Consider the following 19,015-nt stretch of genomic DNA (forward strand, 5'->3'; position numbering starts at 1 on the left):
CACCCAATTAAAACACGGAATAAAGGGACTTTGCAAACTTAGTACGCAGCTTCGCCCATTCGGCATTATAATAAGGAATAATTTGAGGATTAAATGCTGATTTAAATTTTGCGATTGGATGGGTATTTGCCCCAATAAAGTCAATATAAGATATTTTATCGGAAAGAGCCTCTTTCAAAGCATGCCCCAACACAGCGCTAGAACCCTCCAGGTTAAGGGTGTCTCTTCGGGAACCGCCTAACCAGTAGGAGGCACTATTTTTATAGAACAAAAATGTTCCAAATGAGATTGGGCAATCATCATGATAGGCAACATACGTCTTGCATGCCCCTCTATTATTCAGTTCCTTCATCAAAGCTGTGAAAAGGTTTTTTGAGAGAGGAGCATCTTCCTTATGCCAAGCGTACGACTCCATCAGAAGATCATAAATGAGATCGATATCATCATTAACGGTAAGAATCTCCACTGTATTTTTCTCTGCCTTATTAATTGACCAACGAACTGATCCGTCATAATGCAGGGATAGATCCTTCAAACTGGGGAAATTATTCAAAAATAGTATATATGTGTAATAAACGGATTCATCCCATCCTTTCCACAGAAAAGGGCGAATGTCGGTAAGGGCAGGAGAATTAAGAATCTGCGAATAATCATAATGCTCAAGGCAATAATCTGAAACAGATTCAATGACAGAATTATTCATGAATTCATTTTTCTTTATGTTCTTAGCATCAGATCCCACAATGATAATACCCCCATATGCTGTGGCAGATTTTATTGGAGGAGAAAAAGCAAGCTTGAAAAAAAACCTCTTTTCTTCAGAAATACTACATCCTCCAACGAGATCATCCCCTCTAAAGACACCGAGAAGACAGAGATCTGTGCCCCGCTTTTCGGCAACGGTTTTTAGCCACCAACTTTTATGGAACAATGTACCTTGAGGAGAATTATCAACAAGGTCATCCCAGATGTGATATTGAGACGGCTTGAGTAATTCTAGACGGAACGTGGACGTCATTTATTCACCACCATATACTCAGGAGGGCTGATCATATCCAAAAGCAGAGATCTGCATAAATGTTTAATCCTGCCTTCCATTATTTTTTTCCCTTCAAAACATCATGAATAACATCATTTACAGGCGCAATGGTCGCCTTACTCACTATCTGCTCGTACTCTTTGGCCACTAAAGGCGTCCCGCGAAGTATATCCTCGGGATGAACAAGAACAACAATATTTTGGGACTCACTTTGATCGAGGAGCCAATCTACAGAATATCTATCTTCCCGGTAATTCCGATTTATCCAGAACGCTGAAGGCGCATAAAGAATGCCATCCTTTAGTTCCATCTTTTCAGTCGGTTTTTCTCCATTTCCTAAAAAATATTTTAAGGAGGCAGCAGCGGTATATTTTAACATTGTATCAGAATCATAAATTGGATCGTGCCTCCGGGAAAGTTTCATCCCCCCAGATCCATGCTTTGTGACACCAGAGATTGTACCTCCAAATTTTTTTGAGACGGCATCAAGATCCCTCATAAAATGGGAGAAATTTTGTGTATGTACGGCATGCAGTCCAACACTATGACCACCATTTAATAATCCTTCTGCAAAATCTGAATTCGGCACTGTACCCGGTAAGAAAAAGAGTGAGCCTTTTATTCCTCTATCATCCAGATCTGCGATGAGTTTTTTAAACAGATCCAGATACCCCAGACAATCAAATCCAAAAAAGCACTCCTGGTTTACTCTGGCATAGTGGAGAATTCTGTTGCCATAAGAGCCATCAACATCAATTCGCAGAATTACAGCCATAATAAATCGTGTACAATATTATATTCCCTAGAACGGTATTTTACACTTTTCCATTCAATCAATTGATGCCCCTATATGATCAGAGTGGGATCGGAATATATCTCAAATAACTTTACCTCCATTCTATCCCAATTGTATCGTTCTTCAACCGCTTTTTTACCATTCTCACCCATCTCCCTGGCCTTGTCAGGATTTTTTATCAGATAGTGTATGGCCCCATAAATGTCGTATCTGCCATTACCACCGACCAAGATACCACACTTACAGTCCTCCAGTACCCTTCGGATTTCAGGAAAATCGCTCGCCACAACCGGCAGACCGCAGGACATATAGTCAAACAACTTGTTGGGCAGGCCGATATACATATTATAACTGACCTTTTGGAAAAAAACCAGACCTATCCCGCCTTCACTGATTCTCTTGTACATTTTATCATAGGGCAATATCCCGGTAATGTTAAAATGGTCACTATCCTCTTTCAAGACCAGATTAAGACGATCATCCAATTTCCCGACGATCGTCAAGATGATATCAGGATAATCGGCCCTCAAACGGGTGACAGCGTCATAGCACTCCTGTAAACCATGAGAGGTCTGCAATTTCCCTCCCATATATATCAGTTCCCGGGAATTTTTAGTGCATGTATCAACACAAAGGGAATACTGAAGGACAGGGACGTTTAAGATGACTCTGAGGGGTTTTCCGGAATTGTTGAACCTTTCGGCGACACTCTCACTTACCGCAAGGATGCTGTCAGAAAATCCCGATAAAAAAAGTTCGTATTTTAATATAATCTTTTCAAGCAGACCATATAGGATGTTCGTATCGTTTATTCCAATATCCTCCAAAAATTGACTGGGCCAGTGCTCATGTGCATCGTAGACCAATTTTGTTCCATTTACCAGTTTGAATATCACACCGAGAAATAGAGAGCCCAATTCATGGCAATGATAGATATCACAATCTTCTTTTAAGCCCGATAAAAAAATTCTCCAGAGCGTAAGAAAATGAAAAATCTTATTTTTCGCCTTTTTAATTGTTTTTACCTCTACATCCCCGACGACTCTATTGATTTCCTCATCAGACGGAGCAATCACCACTACATCATACTTCTTGGCAAGACTTACTGCTTCTTTATGATATATCCGGGTATCAAAAGGAGGGTGAACCGTGGTCAGCATGCAGATCTTCACGCTACCACCTCACAGCACCCCCATCTCACTCAACCTCGCCGGCAAATACTCCCTCGTCACAAAATCCAGCCCCCGCGCCGCGAACGCCTGCTGCTCAGACTTCAGCCCCATCGCCAGCTGCAACCCGATCTGCTCCCGCCAGTAGTCCGTCGCAAACCGCGGGTCGGTCAGCTCCGCCTTCAAGGCCGCCACGTCCTGCTCGGAAAGATGATCGGCCGGCAGATCATAATCCCGAATATCAGAGGGCTGCACCCCGATGAACTGCGCCTGCGGCGTCGCCAGCAACTCCGACATATGCGCCGCCTTGATCGAGCCGTAGGCCACCGAAGCATAGATCCGGTACGACCAGGGGTCGCCGTCGGTGAAGACGACGACCGGCAGGTCGAACTCCTCGTGGATACGCTTCAGGAGCCGCCGGGTCGAGCGCGCCGGCTGGCCCTTCAGGTGGACGAGCGCCGCCCCGTACTCCTCGTCGAAGCCGTTCTCGATGAGGCGGGCGTACATACCGCCGGTCTCCAGGGCGATCACGAATTTTGCGTCGTGGTCCAGGAATTCGAGGGCGTCGACGTTGTTGGGGATCTGGTAGCCGGTCTCGCCGACGTTCTCCTGGCAGTGGATCTCCTGCACGCCCCGCCGCGTCTTCTCCCGGATCCTGATCGGCCCGAATATCGAGGCCCCGTCCTCCTCGGGCCGGAGGTGGTAGATCTCCCGCTGGATATCGGTGAGAATCTCCAGGTCCTCGACGACCCTGTTGCTCTCGTCCTGGGCGCCGAACTTCGCCCCCTTCCAGCCCTCGGAGATATAATACATCTCTCTTAAGGTGGAGGACCGGTTCTCGGCGATCTGCTGCTTTAAAAAGCCGATCACGTAGGCCATCTTCAGGAGGTGCGAGGCGCCCTTCGCCGTCTGGGCCGAGCGCACGCTCTCGCGGTCGCCGTACTTCCAGACCTCGGACGAATCGTCGTACTCGATATTGTGTTTCGTCCGCGTGGGAAGGCTGATCGAGGGGATCTGCCCATCGACGAGCTGGTCGTACCAGCGCTCGGCGATCTCCATCAGCCGCGCCCGCCCCAGCGCCTCCATCTCCTCCTTCGTCGTCATAGGTGCACCACCACTTTCTTTGCCTCTTCGACGCCGCGCACATCCAGCATCCCGCCGCCCTTTCCGGGATATACCGCGTGCCAGCCCTCGCCGGGCCCCAGGGCGCAGTTCCAGAGGCGCGTGAACTCGCCGTCGAGGTCGCTTGCGAAGTCGGGCTTCGGTTCGGCTCCCTCGCCGGCGTCCGACGAGATATCGTAGATCACGAGGGCGAGGTTCTCGTGGGTGTGGTTATGGACGTCGATCTGCACCACACCCTCACGCACGCTCTTGCGCGCCACCAGCCGCCGCATGATCCGCCCCTCGATCGCCGAGATGTCGGGCACCGGGCGCTCCACGATCTCGGCCACCTTCTCGGCGATCGCCGGCATCACGGCGCAGACCGCCCGCGCCCGGTCGTCCTGCTGCCGGTTCCGGTCCCGGCGGGAGAGGTAGGCCTTCAGCTCCCGCCCCAGGTCCTGGAGGGCGAGGGTGATCTCCTTCTCGACCTCGGGGATCGAGGCGACGGCGTCCTTGCTCTCTGAGGTGAAGGGCACGTTCGTCGAGGCCACGTGGACAAGGACGAGCACCGGGCCGTTCGGGAGGCCGGCCTGGGAGAGCCCGTAACTCTTCCAGTTCACGTTCGAGACGGCGTTTGTTATCGCGCAGGCGCCCTGCTGGTAGATCAGGGGCACCCGGTTTGCAAACCGCATCACCTGCGCCGTCCCGTCGGCCGTGAGCTTGCCGCCGTAGCCGATCGCCGCCTCCACCACGAAGGGGTGGCCTGAGAAGACCGAGGGCGGGCGGGTGCGCGCCTTGACGAAGTCGAGCTGGAACTCTTTCTCGAGCCCCTGCGTGATCAGCTCCTCCCCGATCGGGGAGAGGCACTGGCTCATCGGCGGCGCCGGGACGTGCACCGACTGCATCGCCATAAGAAGCGCCTTCTGCGCATCGGCGCCGAGGTTTTGCATCCGCGCCTTTGCGGGCAGGCCGGCCGCCCCGGCGATCTCCCCGGCGGTCTTCTTCCCGACGCGCGAGAAACTCTCGACCAGGAAATCTTCGAGCGTCGCCTCGGGCATCGCCGCCGCCATCCGCTTCAGCGTGCCGAGCTCGATCCCGTGCGGGTGGGGCTTGATCGCCTGCGGCGACCTGATCACCTCGTCGGAGACCCGCTCGAAGGTCGTCGCCTCGCCGTCGATCTCCACTCGGATCCGGGCGTGCGGGTTCACGACCGCCGTGTACTTCAGGTAGTCGATCAGGCGCTTTCTCGCCGCGAGGGAACTGGTGAACTCGAGCTCGATCCTGGTGCCGTGCGTCCGGTCCCAGGCGACCTCTTCGTGCTCCAGCACCTGCGGCTCGTTCGTCTCGGTCTGGATCATCAGGGAAAAACGGTGGGCCGGGACCTTTGCCGAGGTGCGGGAGACGACCATCGCGGGCGTCCCGGTGGTGAGCTGCGCATACAGCACCGCCGCCGAGATCCCGATCCCCTGCTGCCCGCGCGACTGCCTGATCTGGTGGAAGCGGGAGCCGTACAGGAGTTTTCCAAAGACATACGGCACGTTCTCCGGGACGATCCCGGGGCCGTTGTCCTCCACGGCCACGCGGTAGGCATCCGCCGAGACCTTCCGCACCGAGACGAAGATGTCGGGGAGCACTTCGGCCTCCTCGCAGGCGTCCAGGGCGTTGTCCACCGCCTCCTTGATCGTGGTGATGATCCCCCTCACCGGCGAGTCGAAGCCGAGGAGGTGTTTGTTCTTCTCGAAGAACTCGGCGACGCTGATGCTTTTCTGCTGTTTGGCCAGGTCTTCAGCGAGCGCCACTGCCCGTCACCTCAGCGATGGCACTGGCGACCGTCATCTCGCGCTGCTCCCCTGCGTGCAGGTCCTTGAGGGTGACCGTCCCGGCCTCGGCCTCCCGCTTCCCGACGATGCAGGCATAGTCCGCCCCCTTTGCTGCGTGGGAGAGCTGCGCCCCGATGCCGCGCTCGAGGAGGTTCACCTCGGCGCGTACCCCGGCGGCCCGAATTTCCCGCGCCACCGCGAAGGCGTGCACCTGCATCTCTGCAGGGGCGAGGACGGCGACCACGGGCGGCCGCGGCGCTTCGATCTCGCCCAGGGAGACCATCACCCGGTCAAAGCCGATCGCAAACCCGCAGCTCGCCGTGTCCTCCCCGCCGAAGAGGTGGGCGAGGCGGTAGTTCCCGCCGCCGACCACCTGGTTCTCGGCGCCGAGATTGTGGGCGAAGCCCTCGAAGACCATGCCGGTGTAATAGTCGAGCCCCCGGGCGATCCCGAAGTTCACGGCGTACTCGATCTCCTCGCCCTCCAGGACCGAGAAGATCCCGCGGATCCGGTCTGCCTCAGGGATCTCGCCGCAGATCTCGAAGGCCTCCTCGGGGTCGGCGCACGAGACAAGACCCGAGAGGGACGACTCGAGGTCTGCCTGACCGCAGGACTGGAGGCAGGCCGCGAGCCCTTCCAGATCTCTTTTGTCCAGGTATCCCATCACCTGACGCTGGAGGGCGGGGTCAACCCCGGCGAGGAGGTGCTTCATCGGGGCGAGGAAGCCCACCTTCAGGTCGTAGTCGAGGCCGACCGAGCGGAGGAGGTCGTCTGCGACCATGATCACCTCGGCGTCGGCCGCCGCCGAGTCCGCCCCGATCAGCTCCACGCCGAACTGCCAGAACTGGCGATACCGCCCCTTCTGCGGCCGCTCGTACCGGAAGCAGTCGGCCACATAGTACCAGCGGACGGGTTTGGGGATCGACCGCCCCTCGTTGACGAACATCCGTGCGACCGAGGCGGTCACCTCGGGCCGCAGGGTCATCTGGCGCCCGCCCTTGTCCTCGAAGGTGTACATCTCCTGCCTGATGTTCTCGCCCGAGCGCATGGTGAAGAGCTCGATGTGCTCGAAGGTCGGGGTGCAGACCTCGCCGTAGCCCCATCGTCCGGCCGCATCGCGCATCTTCGCCTCCGCGGCCCGCCGCTGCGCCATCTCGTCAGGCAGAAAATCCCTGGTCCCTCGTGGTTTCTGAAGCATTCACTCGACTCCTTGATGTACAGGTTGGGGGCGCTGTCTTATCTTACCTGCGCCGGGCCTTCCCGAGAAAACGGGTCAGCGCGCTCTCGTTCCCCTGCCAGACCCCCTCCTTCTCCACCCGCCCCTGCAGGTACAGGGCGAGCAGCACCGCCCCGAGGGCGAGGAACTCGAGGTCCGGCGAACTGTACGCCATCAGAAAACCCGCGAGGGCGAGCGCCGTATAGAGCACCCCGCGGTACGCCGCCTGCCGGTAGCCCGGGAGGGCGGTGCGGTAAAAGATCCGTGCATCCCGCAGCCAGAGGAAAAAGGTCGCCGCCGTCCCGAGCCCGGCCACGTAGAGAAGATACGTCATCCGGGTGGAGTTTTATTATCCGCCCACATAATACTGTAGTATCTGACCATGACCGCGGAGAAAAGCCTGAAGGAGGTGCTCGCCGCCCATGCCGCCGGCAGGCTCTCCACTGACGACGCACTCGACCTGATCTCGGGTCTGCGGATCGAGCAGGTGGGGGAGCTTGCACGGATCGATCTCGGCAGGGAGATGCGCTGCGGCATACCTGAGGTGGTGCTCGCCGAGGGGAAGGAGACGGCCGATCTCGTCTCGATCATGGAGCATCACTGCGCGGCGGCCGGCCGCTGCCTTGCGACCAGGGTGACGCCGGCGCAGGCCGAAGAGGTGGCGCGGGCCGCTCGCGCCGCCGGGCTCTCCTGCCGCTACGAGGAGCGGGCGCGCACCCTCGTCCTCTCGAACGGACGGGAGGTGGCGAAGAGCGGCGGGATCGTCGGGATCCTCACCGCCGGGACCGCCGATATCAGGGTCGCCGAGGAGGCGCGGGTCGTCGCCGAGGAGATGGGCTGCGAGGTGCGGACCGCCTACGACGTCGGGGCGGCCGGCGTCCACCGTCTCTTCCCGGCGCTCAAGGGCCTCTCGAAGGCGCATGTCCTCATCGTCGCCGCCGGGCGCGAGGGCACGCTTCCGGCCGTCGTCGCCGGGCTCGTGGACCGCCCGGTGATCGGCGTCCCGGTCTCGACCGGCTACGGGTATATGGGCCAGGGGCAGGCGGCGCTTGCGAGCATGCTCCAGTCCTGCGCCGTGCTGACGGTCGTGAACATCGACGCCGGTTTCGTGGCCGGGGCGCATGCGGCGCAGATCGCAGCCCTTGCGGGGCGACGATGACGCGGGCGTTTTACATCGGGCGGTTCCAGCCCTACCACAACGGCCACCACTCGGTGCTGGAGCGCATCGCTCCCCTGGTGGACGAGATCGTCATCGGGGTGGGGAGTGCGCAACTCTCCCACGAGGTGGAGAACCCGTTCACCGCGGGCGAGCGGCTGATGATGATCGCGGCGGCCCTCGAGGAGATCGGCGTCCCCTATTATGCCGTCCCGATCGAAGACCTCCGCAGAAACGCCCTCTGGGCCTCGCACGTCTTTTCCATGACGCCGTACTTCGATATCGTCTACTCGAACAACCCTCTCGTGATCAGGCTCTTCGACGAGGCCGGCATGCAGGTGAAGACCCTGCCGATGTACCGCCGGGACACGCTCTCCGGGACCGAGGTGCGCAGGCGCATGGTCGCCGGGGAAGAGTGGCGGAGCCTGGTGCCCGCTCCGGTCGCCGCGGTGATCGACGAGATAAACGGTGTCGAGCGGCTGAAACAGATCTCTTCCTCAGACTGAGGCTGGCCTGAAACCCTTTATATTAACGCGCCGATAGATCGATGATGTTCAGGTTTCTCAGGGGCCTTTTCGAGAAGGAGGAGAAGCCCTTTACCCTCACCGTCAGGGAGGCGGAAGGCTGGCTGGACGGACGCGAGCGAGAGGTGGAGGAGGGGCTGCGGACAAAGACGGCGGAGACCCGCGCCGCCGTCGCGGACTGCCTCCAGGGCCTCGAAGAGGTGCTCCGCGACCTCGAGGCGGCAGAGGGGCGGGAAGATATCCACCCGAAGCTGCGGAGCGTCACCGATCGCTCTCTGCCCGTCTTCATCCCGGCGATGCGCCAGCAGATCGCCCGGCACCTGCCCGACGACCCCGACGCCTTCTATGCTGCGGCGGCCGATCTCCTCGCCGCCCTGTTAAAGGTCCAGAAGGGGCAGGGACGCTACCTCTCCGGGGTCTTTCCCGAGGAGATGAAGGAGGCCAAACACCTCACCGCCGGGATCGGCCGGTCGCTCAACGACCTCACCGGTATCGTGAAGGAGGCGCGGGAGGCGCAGGGCCGCCTCGACGGCGCACGCGCGGCGCTGGCTGATCTCGAGGAGGGAGGGAACGATCTCCGGTCGGCCAGAGCGGCGATCCCCGCTCTGAAAAGCCGCATCTCCCGGGCCAGATCCACGATCGCCGAAAAAGAGGAGCTGGTCAGGATCCTCAGGGACGATGCCGAATACCTCCGCTGCCTCGACCTCAGGGAGGGGGTGGAAACGCTCTCTGCCGGTGCTGCGAGGGCAGACCAGGACCTCAGGAACCTCGGCGCCCAGGCGGCCCGCGTGCTGCGCAAGGCCGAGCGGATCGCAGAGCGTGCCGGCGCGAAAGCCGATGCAAAGGCGCTTGCCGGATGCACCGCCCTCCTCGACGACCCGGCTGCCGCCGGCCCTGACGCCGTGCTGGCCGCCCTCCCCCCCGCGGCGGCGATGGTGAGGGCGCAGATCGCCCGCGGCGACCTCGCCCTGAAGGGGAAGGAAGATCTCGCCCTCTTCGGCGAGGACGACCGGATCGGCCAGGCCTTTCTCGACGCATTCAGCCGGTGCGCCCTGATGAAAGAGCGGCTCTCGGCCGCGCAGGAGGAGGTGCGGTCCTGCAGCCTTCCGGGTGAGATTGCAGACCTTGAAAAGGAGATCGCGGCGCTTTCCGCGGGCATAGAGGCCGACAGCACAGACCTTGGGGCAAAAGAGGAGGAGATCCTCCGCCTGGAGGAGAGCCTCCCGGCCCGCGCCCGCACCCTGCACGATGCCCTTGAAACCGTCGCGGGCCGTCCCCTCTCCCTTGAGGGGGAAGGCTTTGTCATAGCCGCAGAAACGAAAACCGCTCGAAATCGGTGACGGCGAACTCGGGGTGCGGCCCCATGCACGCCCCGACCCGGAGAATGGCCGGACGGTCGAGGGCGACGGTGTCGGAGGCCGGCACACCGCCTTCGTACCTGATCTGCCGGTTCACGATCCGTCCCCCCTCCAGCAGGCAGCAGATGGGCGTGTGCTGGTGGCCGCAGCAGAGGTGCCTGAGCCCCCGGCGTTCGAGTTCTGCAAAGGCCATCTCCGGCGTGTAATGGTAACCCGAGAGCGACGGTCCGGGCCGCTCTGCGAGGCGCTGCCAGAACGGCTGATCGGTGAGGGCGTCGCCCAATCTGAGCGGTCCGCCGTGCACGAAAAGCGTGCGGTCGATCACCGCCTCCACCGGCAGGTCCGCAATCTCGCCGAGAAGGGGCGACCCCGTGAGGGATGCGTGCGCGCGGATGCTTGCGGCGTCGCTCCCGCTCACCGGGATCCCGTGCACAAAGGCATGGTCGTGGTTGCCCAGGAGCGAAATGACCCGGTACTCCGTTTTGAGCCGTTCCATTGCTGCAAGGGTCTCGGCCGGCGCGCAGCCGCGCCCGAGCAGATCGCCGAGGCTGACGATGCACTCGATATCCCCGAACAGTCCGGCGAATCGCCGGCCCTCCAGGAAGGATGCCACCTGCTCAAGCGCCCGGGCATCGGCATGGACATCTGAGAAGACGACGACGACCACACCTACGATCTACCACACCTTCATTTAAAAGTGCGGCGCACTATTGTGTGATGACAACAGGGCACGGAGTTCTGGATCGGCTCTGGCTTGCCGTTCCGGCCGTATCGTTCGGCGGCATCCTGGTATCGGCGCTTGCAATCTTCGCAGCAGGCGACCTGATGTATGTAGACCACCCGATGTGGGGCATCGGCCTCTGGGCGAACATCGCGGCGTCGTTTATGCTCTGCCTCTATGCCTATACCAGGCCGAGAAAAGATTTCGTGGCCCTGCTCGCCCCGATGTATGCGGTGATCATCTTCCTGGTCGGCGACTTTTCCACCGGTCCTGTCATGCAGGTGCTCTTTGCCGCCTCGATCACCATCCTTGCCGTCAGGGTCGAGAAAAAGTTTCAATAATTAGGAGTGGAAGTTTGGCATATGGGAAAGGCAGAGAAATATTTTGAGGCGTATATCGAGAGGATCAGGCCCGCATTTGAGGGGATGGACAGGGAGACCGCGCACGCCGTGGCCTCGGCGCTGCTTGGCTTCAAGTTCGGCCTCTACGGCAATGCGGTGACCCGGGCCGATACGGCGCTTGAGCTGCTGAGCACCGGCAAGGCGCCTGAGGCACTCTCTGTGGCCATGCGTGTCCTGCGGACACGGGCGGCCAATCTCAAGGCAACGATCGTCGTCTCAGCCGATCTTCCGGTCTTCTTTCCTGATGATCGAGAGTATCTTGCGCTGGACCTTCCTGCCGATCTGGTCGAGGATCCCCAGAGCTACACCCTCGACAACGCCCTCCTCCTCCTCTATGCGGTGGGTCTGATCGCCTCGCCCGACGACGAGCAGGCGCTCGATGAGCACCGGGGCTTTCCCCTGCAGATCCTTAACTCCTATAGAAAAGCGCTTGATCTCTGAAAAAAATCTTTTTTGACAGTTCTGCCTGGAAAACAGGTTATAACGAGTCGACCGAGATCCCCTCGAAGGACTCGGCGATCTCCCTGATCTCCCTGACGCCGAAGGCCGTCTGGACCGAGACGAGATCGATCTCGGCGGCGCACGAGCACATGTAGTCGAGAATATCGACCGAGAGCTCCTTGTGCTGCTGGCTCTTCCTGAGCTGGTCCATCAAAAACGACATCTTCTCAGGTCGTTCCGCCCGCAGTTTCGCAAGGGAAACGACGCACATAAAGATGCGGCTGAGGTTGCGGTCGCTGCCGGTGATCGTGTCGAAAAAGTTTCTGAGCACCTGCGCCTGATAGACCTCGCCGCCCATGGATATCAGACCTTCATCGCCGTCGTTAAAAAAGATATCTGTTTTATCTCACTTCCGGGTGCTCACGATCTTGATGATGTCGCCGTCCTTCAGTTCGGTGCTCTCCTTGATCCGCATCCCGCTCCGGGCGTCGACGGCGTAGAGGAAGCCCTCGCCGATCTCGGTATGGACGCGGAAGGCGAGGTCCTTCGGGGTCGAGCCCCGGCGCATCAGGAAGGCGTCAGGGAGGACACGCCCCTGTTTATCGGTGAAATGGTGCTCGTCCTCCACCGGGTAGACGACGATCTGGTCGAGGAGTTCGAAGACCGCCCGGTTGATCGCCTGCTGGACCCCGGTGCCGCCGTGCTTCTGCATCAGGATGCCGAGCCGCTCGATCCCGGCCCGCTGCGCCGCGGTGAGTTTGGCATCCGCCCTGATCGTATAGGTGGGATCGCCCGGGAGATAATGGATAAACCCGCCCTCGGCCGCCATCCTGAGGGCGAGTTCGGCGGCGGCGCTTGCCGGCATGCAGCCGACGCCCTTCAATGCGTCGAGCATCTCGTCCGAGGCGGTGTCCATCTTGTTGCCGACGAAGAGCATCGGTTTGGTCTTCTGGAGCAGGCGGTCGCAGAAGGGGGCGAGATCCTCTTCGGTGGCGCGCCTGAGGTCGATCCCGACCTCGTCGGCGGCGTCCTTCACGTCTTCGTAGGTGATTGCAAGGCCGGCGAGCACCCCGGCGACTCCGTCGTAGACGTCGGAGAGCTTCGACTGGGCCTGCCGCTGGAGGCGGGGCCAGTGCTTGGCAAGGATGCCGACGACCCACATCGTCATCTCGTAGCGGAGGAAGGCGATGTCTTCCTTGGGATCGTGGCTCCCGGCGTTCACCGGGTTGCCCTCGGCATCGGTTGCCCCGCTCGCGTCGATGATATGGAGGATGGCGTCGGCCTCCCTCAGGTTGTCGAGAAACTGGTTCCCGAGCCCCTTGCCCTTATGGGCGTCGGGCACAAGCCCGGCCACGTCGATGAAGGCGACGGGCACGAACCTGACGCCGTCCTTGCAGGCGGTGCAGCCCGAGAGCCCGAGGGCCTTGCACGGGCAGGTGGTGCGCACATAGGCGACGCCGTGGTTGGCGTCGATGGTGGTGAAGGGATAGTTGGCGATCTCGACCTGTGCCATGGTCGCGGCCTTGAAGAAGGTGGACTTACCGCAGTTCGGTTTGCCGGCGAGTGCGAGCGTAATCATAACAACTCTCTTTTACGTCTGCACGCTTATTAATCTGGTACCATGGGCTACATCACGCGGAATACCTATTACTTCGATAAGCCGGGCGAAGCGAACACCGCGGACGCCGCACGCTTTGCGGTCGAGCGCGCGCGGGAGGCCGGGATCGGGACGGTGGTCGTGGCCAGCACCTCGGGCAGCACCGCCCTTTCGTTCCTCGAAGCGATTGCGGGCACGGGCCTCCGCCTCGTCGTGGTGACGCATGTGGTCGGGTTCTCGACGCCGGGTGTCAGGGAGTTCGACGAAAAGGCGGCTGAAACGCTTCAGGCGGCCGGGGCAACGATCGTCACCGGCACCCACGCTCTCTCCGGTCTCGAGCGGGCGATCTCCCGCTCGCCGAGACTCGGCGGGGCCTCAAGGACCGAGGCGATCGCCGAGGCGTTGCGGCGCACCGTCGCCGTCGGCCTGAAGGTGGCCGTCGAGTGCGTGCTCATCGCCGCCGACCAGGGAGCGATCCGGGTGGACGAGGAGGTCGTCGCCGTCGGCGGGACGATGAGCGGCGCCGACACCGTCTGCGTCATCAGGCCGGCCCACACAGCAACGTTCTTCGACCTGCAGGTGCGCGAGATCGTCGCCATGCCCAGGAACCGGTAATATGGTCTTCGCATCGTTCAGGAAGGCCCTGGGCCTCCTCGTAAAAATGCCGCTGATCTGGACGGCCGGCATCGTCGTTGGGATCACCGCAGGGCTCGACATCTATCTCGAACTCTCGGGGGAGACCTTCTTTGCCGGGAAGGTCCTCCTCTTCGGGCTTCTCCTCATCCCCTTCTTCGTCGCCGGGAGTCTCGGGGCGATCAGGCGGAATGACGGGAGTCCGGCAGTATTTCTGGAGGAGGGGAAGAAACACTACTTCCGGGTCCTCCTCCCCGCCGTCTTCCTCCTGTTTGCGGCGATCGTAACCATCTTCCTGGTGGCCGTGCCGCTCTCGATCATTCTCGGGGAGAACGCCGTCGAAGCGGCGGGCTCGACGGCACTGGGCGTGATCCTCTCGTTCGCCCTCTTCGCGTACTTCTACGACACGGCGGCGGTCCGGGACGAACTGGGCGTCTTCGCCTCCCTCCAGCGGAGTGCGGCCTTCGTCCTCACCGCCTTTACACGGACTGTTCTTTTCTATGCGGCAAATGTTGCGGCGCTCCTCCTCGTCGGGTTCGGGGCGGTCTTCCTCTGGACGGCGCTGCTCTACGACCGCCTCGCCCCCCTGGCCGAGAGCGGGGAACTGGCCCTCATGGACACCGCCAACGCCACGGCGGTGCAGGCGCAGTTTGCCGCCCTCCTCGGTCCCGAGGGGATCTGGGTGACCGCTCTCGTCTATGCCGTCGTGATCGCTCTCTTCCTCCCCTTCGCCATCGCCTTCAAGGCCGCTTTCTATGAGAGCCGCGGTGCCGTGGAGGCTGCCGCCTCTCAGGTGGGAGAGTACGACGAGAAGGGGCGGTGGTACCGCTACTGAGCGGCGCCGTCAGAATATACTCTTTTTCTGGTCGTTGCCCTTTCACGCGGGGATCCCGGGGCGTCGGTGTTCAGTCCGTTTACGCGAACGAGTGAGGCCCTGAAATGCCCCTGTACCTTCGCGTCATTTCGCGTCTTCGCGTGAGTTTTCCCCGAACATCGGGCAAGGGGGAGTGTGCTGTCTCCCCATATCTCGGCGCTGGAGCATGGGTCCCGCAATACCCGCGCGCACCAGCAACGAACCTGCAAAAATGGAACTCGTGATTTTCTATCATCCCTGCGGCCGGGCTCAGACGAGCAGCGCCAGCACCAGCGCGAAGATCCCGCCGGCAAGGGTGGCGACGAGGTTCGTCCCGGCGTTCCCGAAGACGCCCTTATTCTCCAGGGTCGCCCCGACAAGGCTGTCCACGTTCGTCCCGAAAAACCCGGCAAGAATGCCGATGACGGCGACGTCTGGACCGACGACCCCGAGCGCCCAGGCCGAGAGGGAGATTGCAACGGCGGCTGCCAGAGCCACTCCCTCGCCGAGCACCGTCACCCCGCCGTTCGTGCCCGGGCGCACCCGTTCGAGGGTCGTGATCAGGTAGGGATCGCCGCCCATGACGCCTATCTCCGAAGCGACGGTATCTGCAGCCGCCGATGCCACGCTCCCCAGAAACAGGGCGACAAATGCCGGGTGCCCGGTGATCCCGAAGAGGACGGCCCCGGCCGTGCCCACCAGCCCGTTTGCAAAGACGTTAAAGTAGCCGCGCACCCCGCCGTGGGACTGGGCGACGCCCAGGGCGTCCTTCTCCCGGTACCGAAACTTCGTCGCCAGCGAGCCCAGCATCATGAACAGGAGCATGATCAAAAACCACCTGACGTCGGCAAAGACAATGAGGAGGATGCCGATGATCGCCGCCGAGAAAAGGCCTGATAGGTCTGCGACCCTGAACCGGTAGGAGAGGACGACGAAGACGAGGGTGATGACGGCCGCCATCGCCAGGATGCTGAGGTCGACCGAATAGTCGATCTCGTAGAAGAGCTGCATCGCCATCGCCACCCCGAGCCCCTCGATCATCAGGGTGTCGTCCCTGCTGTTCAGGGCGGCCCTGAGGAGGACGGCGACCAGCACGCCCAGTATCACGGTGAGCGGCGAGAAGACGCCCACGTACCACATGGCGAGAACTGCCGTTGCACACGCGGTGAAGATGAACGGGACATACGACCGGGCGCGATCTCCGCTGAGCCTGAAGGCGAACTCGCCGATGACGACGATCGCAAGCGTCGCTGCAAAGACTGCAAGGGAGAGGAGCCCCAGACCGTACAGGGCGGCGATGACGATGATGGATATGGAGGCGTAGCGCGTCCCCTTGATCAGGAGCAGCACCCCTGAGAAGAGGATCACCAGGAGGGACAGGAGCCATGCGGGCTGGATCAGCGGCGCTATCAGGATCCCAAGAAGGGCGAGGACAGTGGCAAGCGCCGGCCCGGTTTCCCGTATCATTCAGTGTTATGATAGGGGGTTCTCAGACATGAACTTTGTAGTGCGAAGCGGCCGCCGCCCTTCATTCTGCGGAGCGTATAATTCTTTTAAAAACTTGAAAATACAATAGGAATGAAGATGTCATCCTCGCATACTATCCCAAAAAACTATGACTTCCGGGAAGTGGAGGACCGGTGGCAGCGCACCTGGCGCGACGAGGACAATTACTTCGACCCGTCTTCTCCAAAACCGCAGTTCGTCATCGACACTCCTCCGCCCTACCCCACGGGCAACTTCCATATCGGCAACGCCCTCAACTGGTGTTATATCGACTTCATTGCGCGCTACAAGCGGATGTGCGGCTATAACGTGATGTTCCCGCAGGGCTGGGACTGCCACGGCCTCCCCACCGAGGTCAAGGTGGAGGAGATCCACGGGATCACGAAAAACGACGTCTCCCGCGAGGAATTCAGGCAGATGTGCCGGGACCTCACCATCGGCAACATCGAGAAGATGCGCGCCACCCTCCGCCGGTGCGGCTTCTCGACCGACTGGAGCCACGAGTACATCACGATGCTCCCTGAATACTACCGCAAGACGCAGCTCTCCTTTTTACGGATGCTCAATGCGGGCTATATCTACCAGAGCGAACACCCGGTGAACTTCTGCACCCGCTGCGAGACGGCGATCGCCTTTGCCGAGGTCAGCTACGAGCCCAGGGAGACGAAACTCAACTTCTTCGACTTCGACGGCGTCGAGATCGCCACCACGCGCCCCGAGCTCCTTGCGGCCTGCGTCGCCGTCGCCGTCCACCCTGACGACGAGCGCTACCGTCACCTCGCCGGAAAACACCTGAAGGTCCCCCTCTTCGGCCACGACGTCCCGGTGCTCCAGAACGGGGCCGTCGACCCCTCCTTCGGGTCGGGCGCCGTGATGATCTGCACCTTCGGCGACAAGCAGGACGTCCACTGGTGGAAGGAGTACGACCTCCCCTTGAGAAAGGCGATCGACCGGGCAGGGCGGATGACGGCGCTCTGCGGGCAGTACCAGGGGATGATCGCAAAGGAGTGCCGGGAAGTGATCCTCGCCGACATGGAGAAGGCCGGGATCCTGCGGAGGCAGGAGACGATCGAGCAGCGCGTCGGCACCTGCTGGCGGTGCAAGACCCCGATCGAGATCCTCTCAGAACGGCAGTGGTTCATCAGGGTGAAGTCGGACGAGATCCTGGAAGCGGCGCACCAGGTCTCCTGGTACCCCGAGCACATGCGCACCAGGCTGGAGAACTGGGCCGGGCAGATGGAATGGGACTGGTGCATCTCCCGCCAGCGGATCTTTGCAACCCCGATTCCCGTCTGGTCCTGTGCGCAGTGCGGCGCAATCGTGACGCCTGACGAGGCCGACCTCCCGGTCGACCCGACGACCGAACAGCCGAAGCGCCCCTGCCCGCAGTGCGGCTGCGAGGAGTTCGTGGCCGAGCACGATGTGCTTGACACCTGGATGGACTCCTCGATCTCGGTGCTGAACATCACCGGCTGGGACGGGAGCGGTACGCCGCCGATCTTCCCTGCGCAGATCCGGCCGCAGGGCCACGATATCATCAGGACCTGGGCCTTCTATACGATCCTGCGCTCGGTCGCCCTCACCGGCCAGAAACCGTGGGACTCGATCCTGGTCAACGGCATGGTGCTCGGCGAGGACGGGTTCAAGATGTCCAAGAGCCGGAACAACATCATCGCCCCGGAGACCGTGCTCGTCGAGTACGGCGCCGACGCCTTCAGGCAGTGGGGGGCGATGGGGGCGGCCACCGGCCAGGACATCATGTTCAACTGGAACGACGTGGTCGCCGCCTCCCGCTTCCAGACGAAGATGTGGAATATCGTCCGCTTCGTGCTCACCCAGATCGAGCGCGAGCCCGTGGAAGACGGCCCGGTCACCGCCGTGCTCGACCGCTGGCTCCTTGCAAAACTCTCAGAGACCGTTGCCGAGGTGACGAACGCCCTCGATACCTACCAGTTCGACCAGGGGCTGCGGGCGATCCGTGACTTCACCAGGAACATCCTTGCCGACGACTATATCGAACTGGTGAAGGGTCGGCTCTACTCAGACGACGCCGAGCGCGCCAGCGCCTGCCGCGCCCTGACCACCACCCTCGACGTCCTCTGCCGGCTCCTGGCCCCCTATGTGCCGCACTTCGCCGAGGAATGCTGGGCGCAGTTCAGAAAGGGGAGCGTGCTCGTCCAGTCCTGGCCGGCATTTGCCTGCGAGGACGAGGAGGCCGAGCGTATTGGCGACCGCCTCGTCGCCCTCACCGCCGAGCTCCGCCGGTACAAGCACGACCTCGGGCTTGCCCTGAACGCCCCCTTCGGGAACCTCGCCATCTACGCTCCCGAAAAGGTCGATGACGCCGGAGACGTTGCCCGGGCCCTGAACGCCGCCATCGCCTGGCGGACCGGGGAGCCGCGGCTTGAAAAGGTGCCCGCGGGCGTGGAGTTCAACATGGCAGTGATCGGTCCGGCGCTCCGCAAGGGGGCAAAGGGCTTCATGCAGGCCGTCGAGGCCCTGCCGGCCGACCAGCTCCAGAACCCCCCGGCGACGGTCATCGTGGACGGCGCCGAGGTTGCCGTGCCCGAAAACGCCTTCACTCCGAAGTTCGCCTACCAGGTGGAGGGCGAGGCGGTGGACGTCCTCACGATCGGCGAGGTCACCGTCACCCTGCGGCGGGCCTGAAACGCCCACGCACCTTT

General features: G+C 61.1%; 19 protein-coding genes. 8 read left to right on the forward strand and 11 right to left on the reverse strand.

What is annotated here, in order from left to right; translation table 11 throughout:
* Positions 1-7 precede the first annotated feature (7 nt).
* The 7 genes from HWN36_RS01565 to HWN36_RS01595 form a co-directional block, all read right to left on the reverse strand.
* Positions 8-1,018 carry a GNAT family N-acetyltransferase gene (locus HWN36_RS01565; RefSeq protein ID WP_176787616.1) on the reverse strand — a complete coding sequence of 337 codons (1,011 nt, stop codon included), beginning with the start codon at positions 1,016-1,018 and terminating at the stop codon, positions 8-10.
* A gap of 79 nt (positions 1,019-1,097) precedes the next feature.
* Positions 1,098-1,814, reverse strand: a complete 717-nt coding sequence (locus tag HWN36_RS01570) for a hypothetical protein (RefSeq protein ID WP_176787618.1) — start codon at positions 1,812-1,814, stop codon at positions 1,098-1,100.
* A gap of 71 nt (positions 1,815-1,885) precedes the next feature.
* Positions 1,886-3,007, reverse strand: coding sequence for a glycosyltransferase (locus HWN36_RS01575; protein WP_176787620.1), 1,122 nt, complete (start codon positions 3,005-3,007; stop codon positions 1,886-1,888).
* Positions 3,008-3,016: 9 nt separating this feature from the next.
* Positions 3,017-4,108, reverse strand: a complete 1,092-nt coding sequence (locus HWN36_RS01580) for a DNA topoisomerase IV subunit A (protein WP_176787622.1) — start codon at positions 4,106-4,108, stop codon at positions 3,017-3,019.
* Positions 4,105-5,904, reverse strand: a complete 1,800-nt coding sequence (locus HWN36_RS01585) for a DNA topoisomerase VI subunit B (protein WP_176787624.1) — start codon at positions 5,902-5,904, stop codon at positions 4,105-4,107. Before HWN36_RS01585 ends, HWN36_RS01580 begins: the two co-directional genes overlap by 4 nt.
* On the reverse strand, positions 5,891-7,123 hold the full coding sequence (gene hisS / locus HWN36_RS01590) for a histidine--tRNA ligase (protein WP_176787626.1): 1,233 nt from the start codon (positions 7,121-7,123) through the stop codon (positions 5,891-5,893). The genes HWN36_RS01585 and hisS overlap by 14 nt, the downstream gene beginning before the upstream one ends.
* Positions 7,124-7,166: 43 nt before the next feature.
* The gene (locus tag HWN36_RS01595; RefSeq protein ID WP_176787628.1) at positions 7,167-7,475 is read right to left on the reverse strand and encodes an ABC transporter permease; all 309 of its coding nucleotides are present in this window, start codon (positions 7,473-7,475) and stop codon (positions 7,167-7,169) included.
* 48 nt (positions 7,476-7,523) lie between these two features.
* On the opposite strand from HWN36_RS01595, the gene larB reads away from it, so the two are divergent.
* Genes larB through HWN36_RS01610 form a run of 3 tightly spaced genes read left to right on the forward strand, consistent with a single transcriptional unit; the run spans position 7,524 to position 10,161 of the window.
* A complete protein-coding gene (larB, locus tag HWN36_RS01600; RefSeq protein ID WP_176787633.1) occupies positions 7,524-8,300 on the forward strand; it encodes a nickel pincer cofactor biosynthesis protein LarB in 777 nt (258 codons plus the stop codon).
* Positions 8,297-8,803 carry a nicotinamide-nucleotide adenylyltransferase gene (locus HWN36_RS01605; RefSeq protein WP_176787635.1) on the forward strand — a complete coding sequence of 169 codons (507 nt, stop codon included), beginning with the start codon at positions 8,297-8,299 and terminating at the stop codon, positions 8,801-8,803. The genes larB and HWN36_RS01605 overlap by 4 nt, the downstream gene beginning before the upstream one ends.
* Before the next feature lie 41 nt (positions 8,804-8,844).
* Positions 8,845-10,161 (forward strand): hypothetical protein, encoded by a 1,317-nt coding sequence (locus tag HWN36_RS01610; RefSeq protein WP_218133177.1) that lies wholly within the window; start codon positions 8,845-8,847, stop codon positions 10,159-10,161.
* Here HWN36_RS01610 and HWN36_RS01615 read toward each other — a convergent pair.
* The gene (locus HWN36_RS01615; RefSeq protein ID WP_176787639.1) at positions 10,124-10,846 is read right to left on the reverse strand and encodes a metallophosphoesterase; all 723 of its coding nucleotides are present in this window, start codon (positions 10,844-10,846) and stop codon (positions 10,124-10,126) included. The two genes, HWN36_RS01610 and HWN36_RS01615, sit on opposite strands and share 38 nt — an antisense overlap.
* A gap of 50 nt (positions 10,847-10,896) precedes the next feature.
* Here HWN36_RS01615 and HWN36_RS01620 point away from each other — a divergent pair, with 50 nt between their 5' ends.
* Complete coding sequence (locus HWN36_RS01620; RefSeq protein ID WP_176787641.1) at positions 10,897-11,241, forward strand: hypothetical protein; 345 nt, start codon at positions 10,897-10,899, stop codon at positions 11,239-11,241.
* Between the two features lie 21 nt (positions 11,242-11,262).
* Positions 11,263-11,742 carry a hypothetical protein gene (locus HWN36_RS01625; RefSeq protein ID WP_176787643.1) on the forward strand — a complete coding sequence of 160 codons (480 nt, stop codon included), beginning with the start codon at positions 11,263-11,265 and terminating at the stop codon, positions 11,740-11,742.
* A 37-nt stretch (positions 11,743-11,779) separates the two neighbouring features.
* On the opposite strand, the gene HWN36_RS01630 is transcribed toward HWN36_RS01625, so the two are convergent.
* Both HWN36_RS01630 and HWN36_RS01635 read right to left on the reverse strand, forming a co-directional pair.
* Positions 11,780-12,100 carry a hypothetical protein gene (locus HWN36_RS01630; RefSeq protein WP_004038307.1) on the reverse strand — a complete coding sequence of 107 codons (321 nt, stop codon included), beginning with the start codon at positions 12,098-12,100 and terminating at the stop codon, positions 11,780-11,782.
* A 48-nt stretch (positions 12,101-12,148) separates the two neighbouring features.
* A complete protein-coding gene (locus HWN36_RS01635) occupies positions 12,149-13,321 on the reverse strand; it encodes a redox-regulated ATPase YchF (protein WP_176787645.1) in 1,173 nt (390 codons plus the stop codon).
* A gap of 42 nt (positions 13,322-13,363) precedes the next feature.
* Between HWN36_RS01635 and HWN36_RS01640 the strand changes: the two genes are divergently transcribed.
* Together HWN36_RS01640 and HWN36_RS01645 are read left to right on the forward strand one after the other, a co-directional pair.
* On the forward strand, positions 13,364-13,954 hold the full coding sequence (locus tag HWN36_RS01640) for a pyruvate kinase alpha/beta domain-containing protein (RefSeq protein WP_176787647.1): 591 nt from the start codon (positions 13,364-13,366) through the stop codon (positions 13,952-13,954).
* Position 13,955: 1 nt separating this feature from the next.
* The gene (locus tag HWN36_RS01645; protein ID WP_176787649.1) at positions 13,956-14,807 is read left to right on the forward strand and encodes a DUF7847 domain-containing protein; all 852 of its coding nucleotides are present in this window, start codon (positions 13,956-13,958) and stop codon (positions 14,805-14,807) included.
* Between the two features lie 288 nt (positions 14,808-15,095).
* Here the strand turns inward: HWN36_RS01645 and HWN36_RS01650 are convergent, their stop codons facing one another.
* Entirely contained in the window at positions 15,096-16,292 is a 1,197-nt protein-coding gene (locus HWN36_RS01650; protein ID WP_176787651.1) for a DUF92 domain-containing protein, read from the reverse strand.
* Between the two features lie 117 nt (positions 16,293-16,409).
* Between HWN36_RS01650 and HWN36_RS01655 the strand changes: the two genes are divergently transcribed.
* On the forward strand, positions 16,410-18,998 hold the full coding sequence (locus tag HWN36_RS01655; protein WP_176789548.1) for a valine--tRNA ligase: 2,589 nt from the start codon (positions 16,410-16,412) through the stop codon (positions 18,996-18,998).
* Positions 18,999-19,015 lie beyond the last annotated feature (17 nt).

This window comes from Methanofollis tationis (genome assembly GCF_013377755.1).
GTDB classification, from domain to species: Archaea; Halobacteriota; Methanomicrobia; order Methanomicrobiales; family Methanofollaceae; genus Methanofollis; species Methanofollis tationis.

What these genes read in the sequence shown, in the direction of transcription:
- HWN36_RS01565 (WP_176787616.1), bottom strand. Translation starts at nt 1,018, where the DNA reads ATGACGTCCACGTTCCGTCTAGAATTACTCAAGCCGTCTCAATATCAC.
- HWN36_RS01570 (WP_176787618.1), bottom strand. Translation starts at nt 1,814, where the DNA reads ATGGCTGTAATTCTGCGAATTGATGTTGATGGCTCTTATGGCAACAGA.
- HWN36_RS01580 (WP_176787622.1), bottom strand. Translation starts at nt 4,108, where the DNA reads ATGACGACGAAGGAGGAGATGGAGGCGCTGGGGCGGGCGCGGCTGATG.
- hisS (WP_176787626.1), bottom strand. Translation starts at nt 7,123, where the DNA reads ATGCTTCAGAAACCACGAGGGACCAGGGATTTTCTGCCTGACGAGATG.
- HWN36_RS01595 (WP_176787628.1), bottom strand. Translation starts at nt 7,475, where the DNA reads ATGACGTATCTTCTCTACGTGGCCGGGCTCGGGACGGCGGCGACCTTT.
- larB (WP_176787633.1), top strand. Translation starts at nt 7,524, where the DNA reads ATGACCGCGGAGAAAAGCCTGAAGGAGGTGCTCGCCGCCCATGCCGCC.
- HWN36_RS01605 (WP_176787635.1), top strand. Translation starts at nt 8,297, where the DNA reads ATGACGCGGGCGTTTTACATCGGGCGGTTCCAGCCCTACCACAACGGC.
- HWN36_RS01610 (WP_218133177.1), top strand. Translation starts at nt 8,845, where the DNA reads ATGATGTTCAGGTTTCTCAGGGGCCTTTTCGAGAAGGAGGAGAAGCCC.
- HWN36_RS01620 (WP_176787641.1), top strand. Translation starts at nt 10,897, where the DNA reads ATGACAACAGGGCACGGAGTTCTGGATCGGCTCTGGCTTGCCGTTCCG.
- HWN36_RS01625 (WP_176787643.1), top strand. Translation starts at nt 11,263, where the DNA reads ATGGGAAAGGCAGAGAAATATTTTGAGGCGTATATCGAGAGGATCAGG.
- HWN36_RS01630 (WP_004038307.1), bottom strand. Translation starts at nt 12,100, where the DNA reads ATGGGCGGCGAGGTCTATCAGGCGCAGGTGCTCAGAAACTTTTTCGAC.
- HWN36_RS01635 (WP_176787645.1), bottom strand. Translation starts at nt 13,321, where the DNA reads ATGATTACGCTCGCACTCGCCGGCAAACCGAACTGCGGTAAGTCCACC.
- HWN36_RS01640 (WP_176787647.1), top strand. Translation starts at nt 13,364, where the DNA reads ATGGGCTACATCACGCGGAATACCTATTACTTCGATAAGCCGGGCGAA.
- HWN36_RS01645 (WP_176787649.1), top strand. Translation starts at nt 13,956, where the DNA reads ATGGTCTTCGCATCGTTCAGGAAGGCCCTGGGCCTCCTCGTAAAAATG.
- HWN36_RS01650 (WP_176787651.1), bottom strand. Translation starts at nt 16,292, where the DNA reads ATGATACGGGAAACCGGGCCGGCGCTTGCCACTGTCCTCGCCCTTCTT.
- HWN36_RS01655 (WP_176789548.1), top strand. Translation starts at nt 16,410, where the DNA reads ATGTCATCCTCGCATACTATCCCAAAAAACTATGACTTCCGGGAAGTG.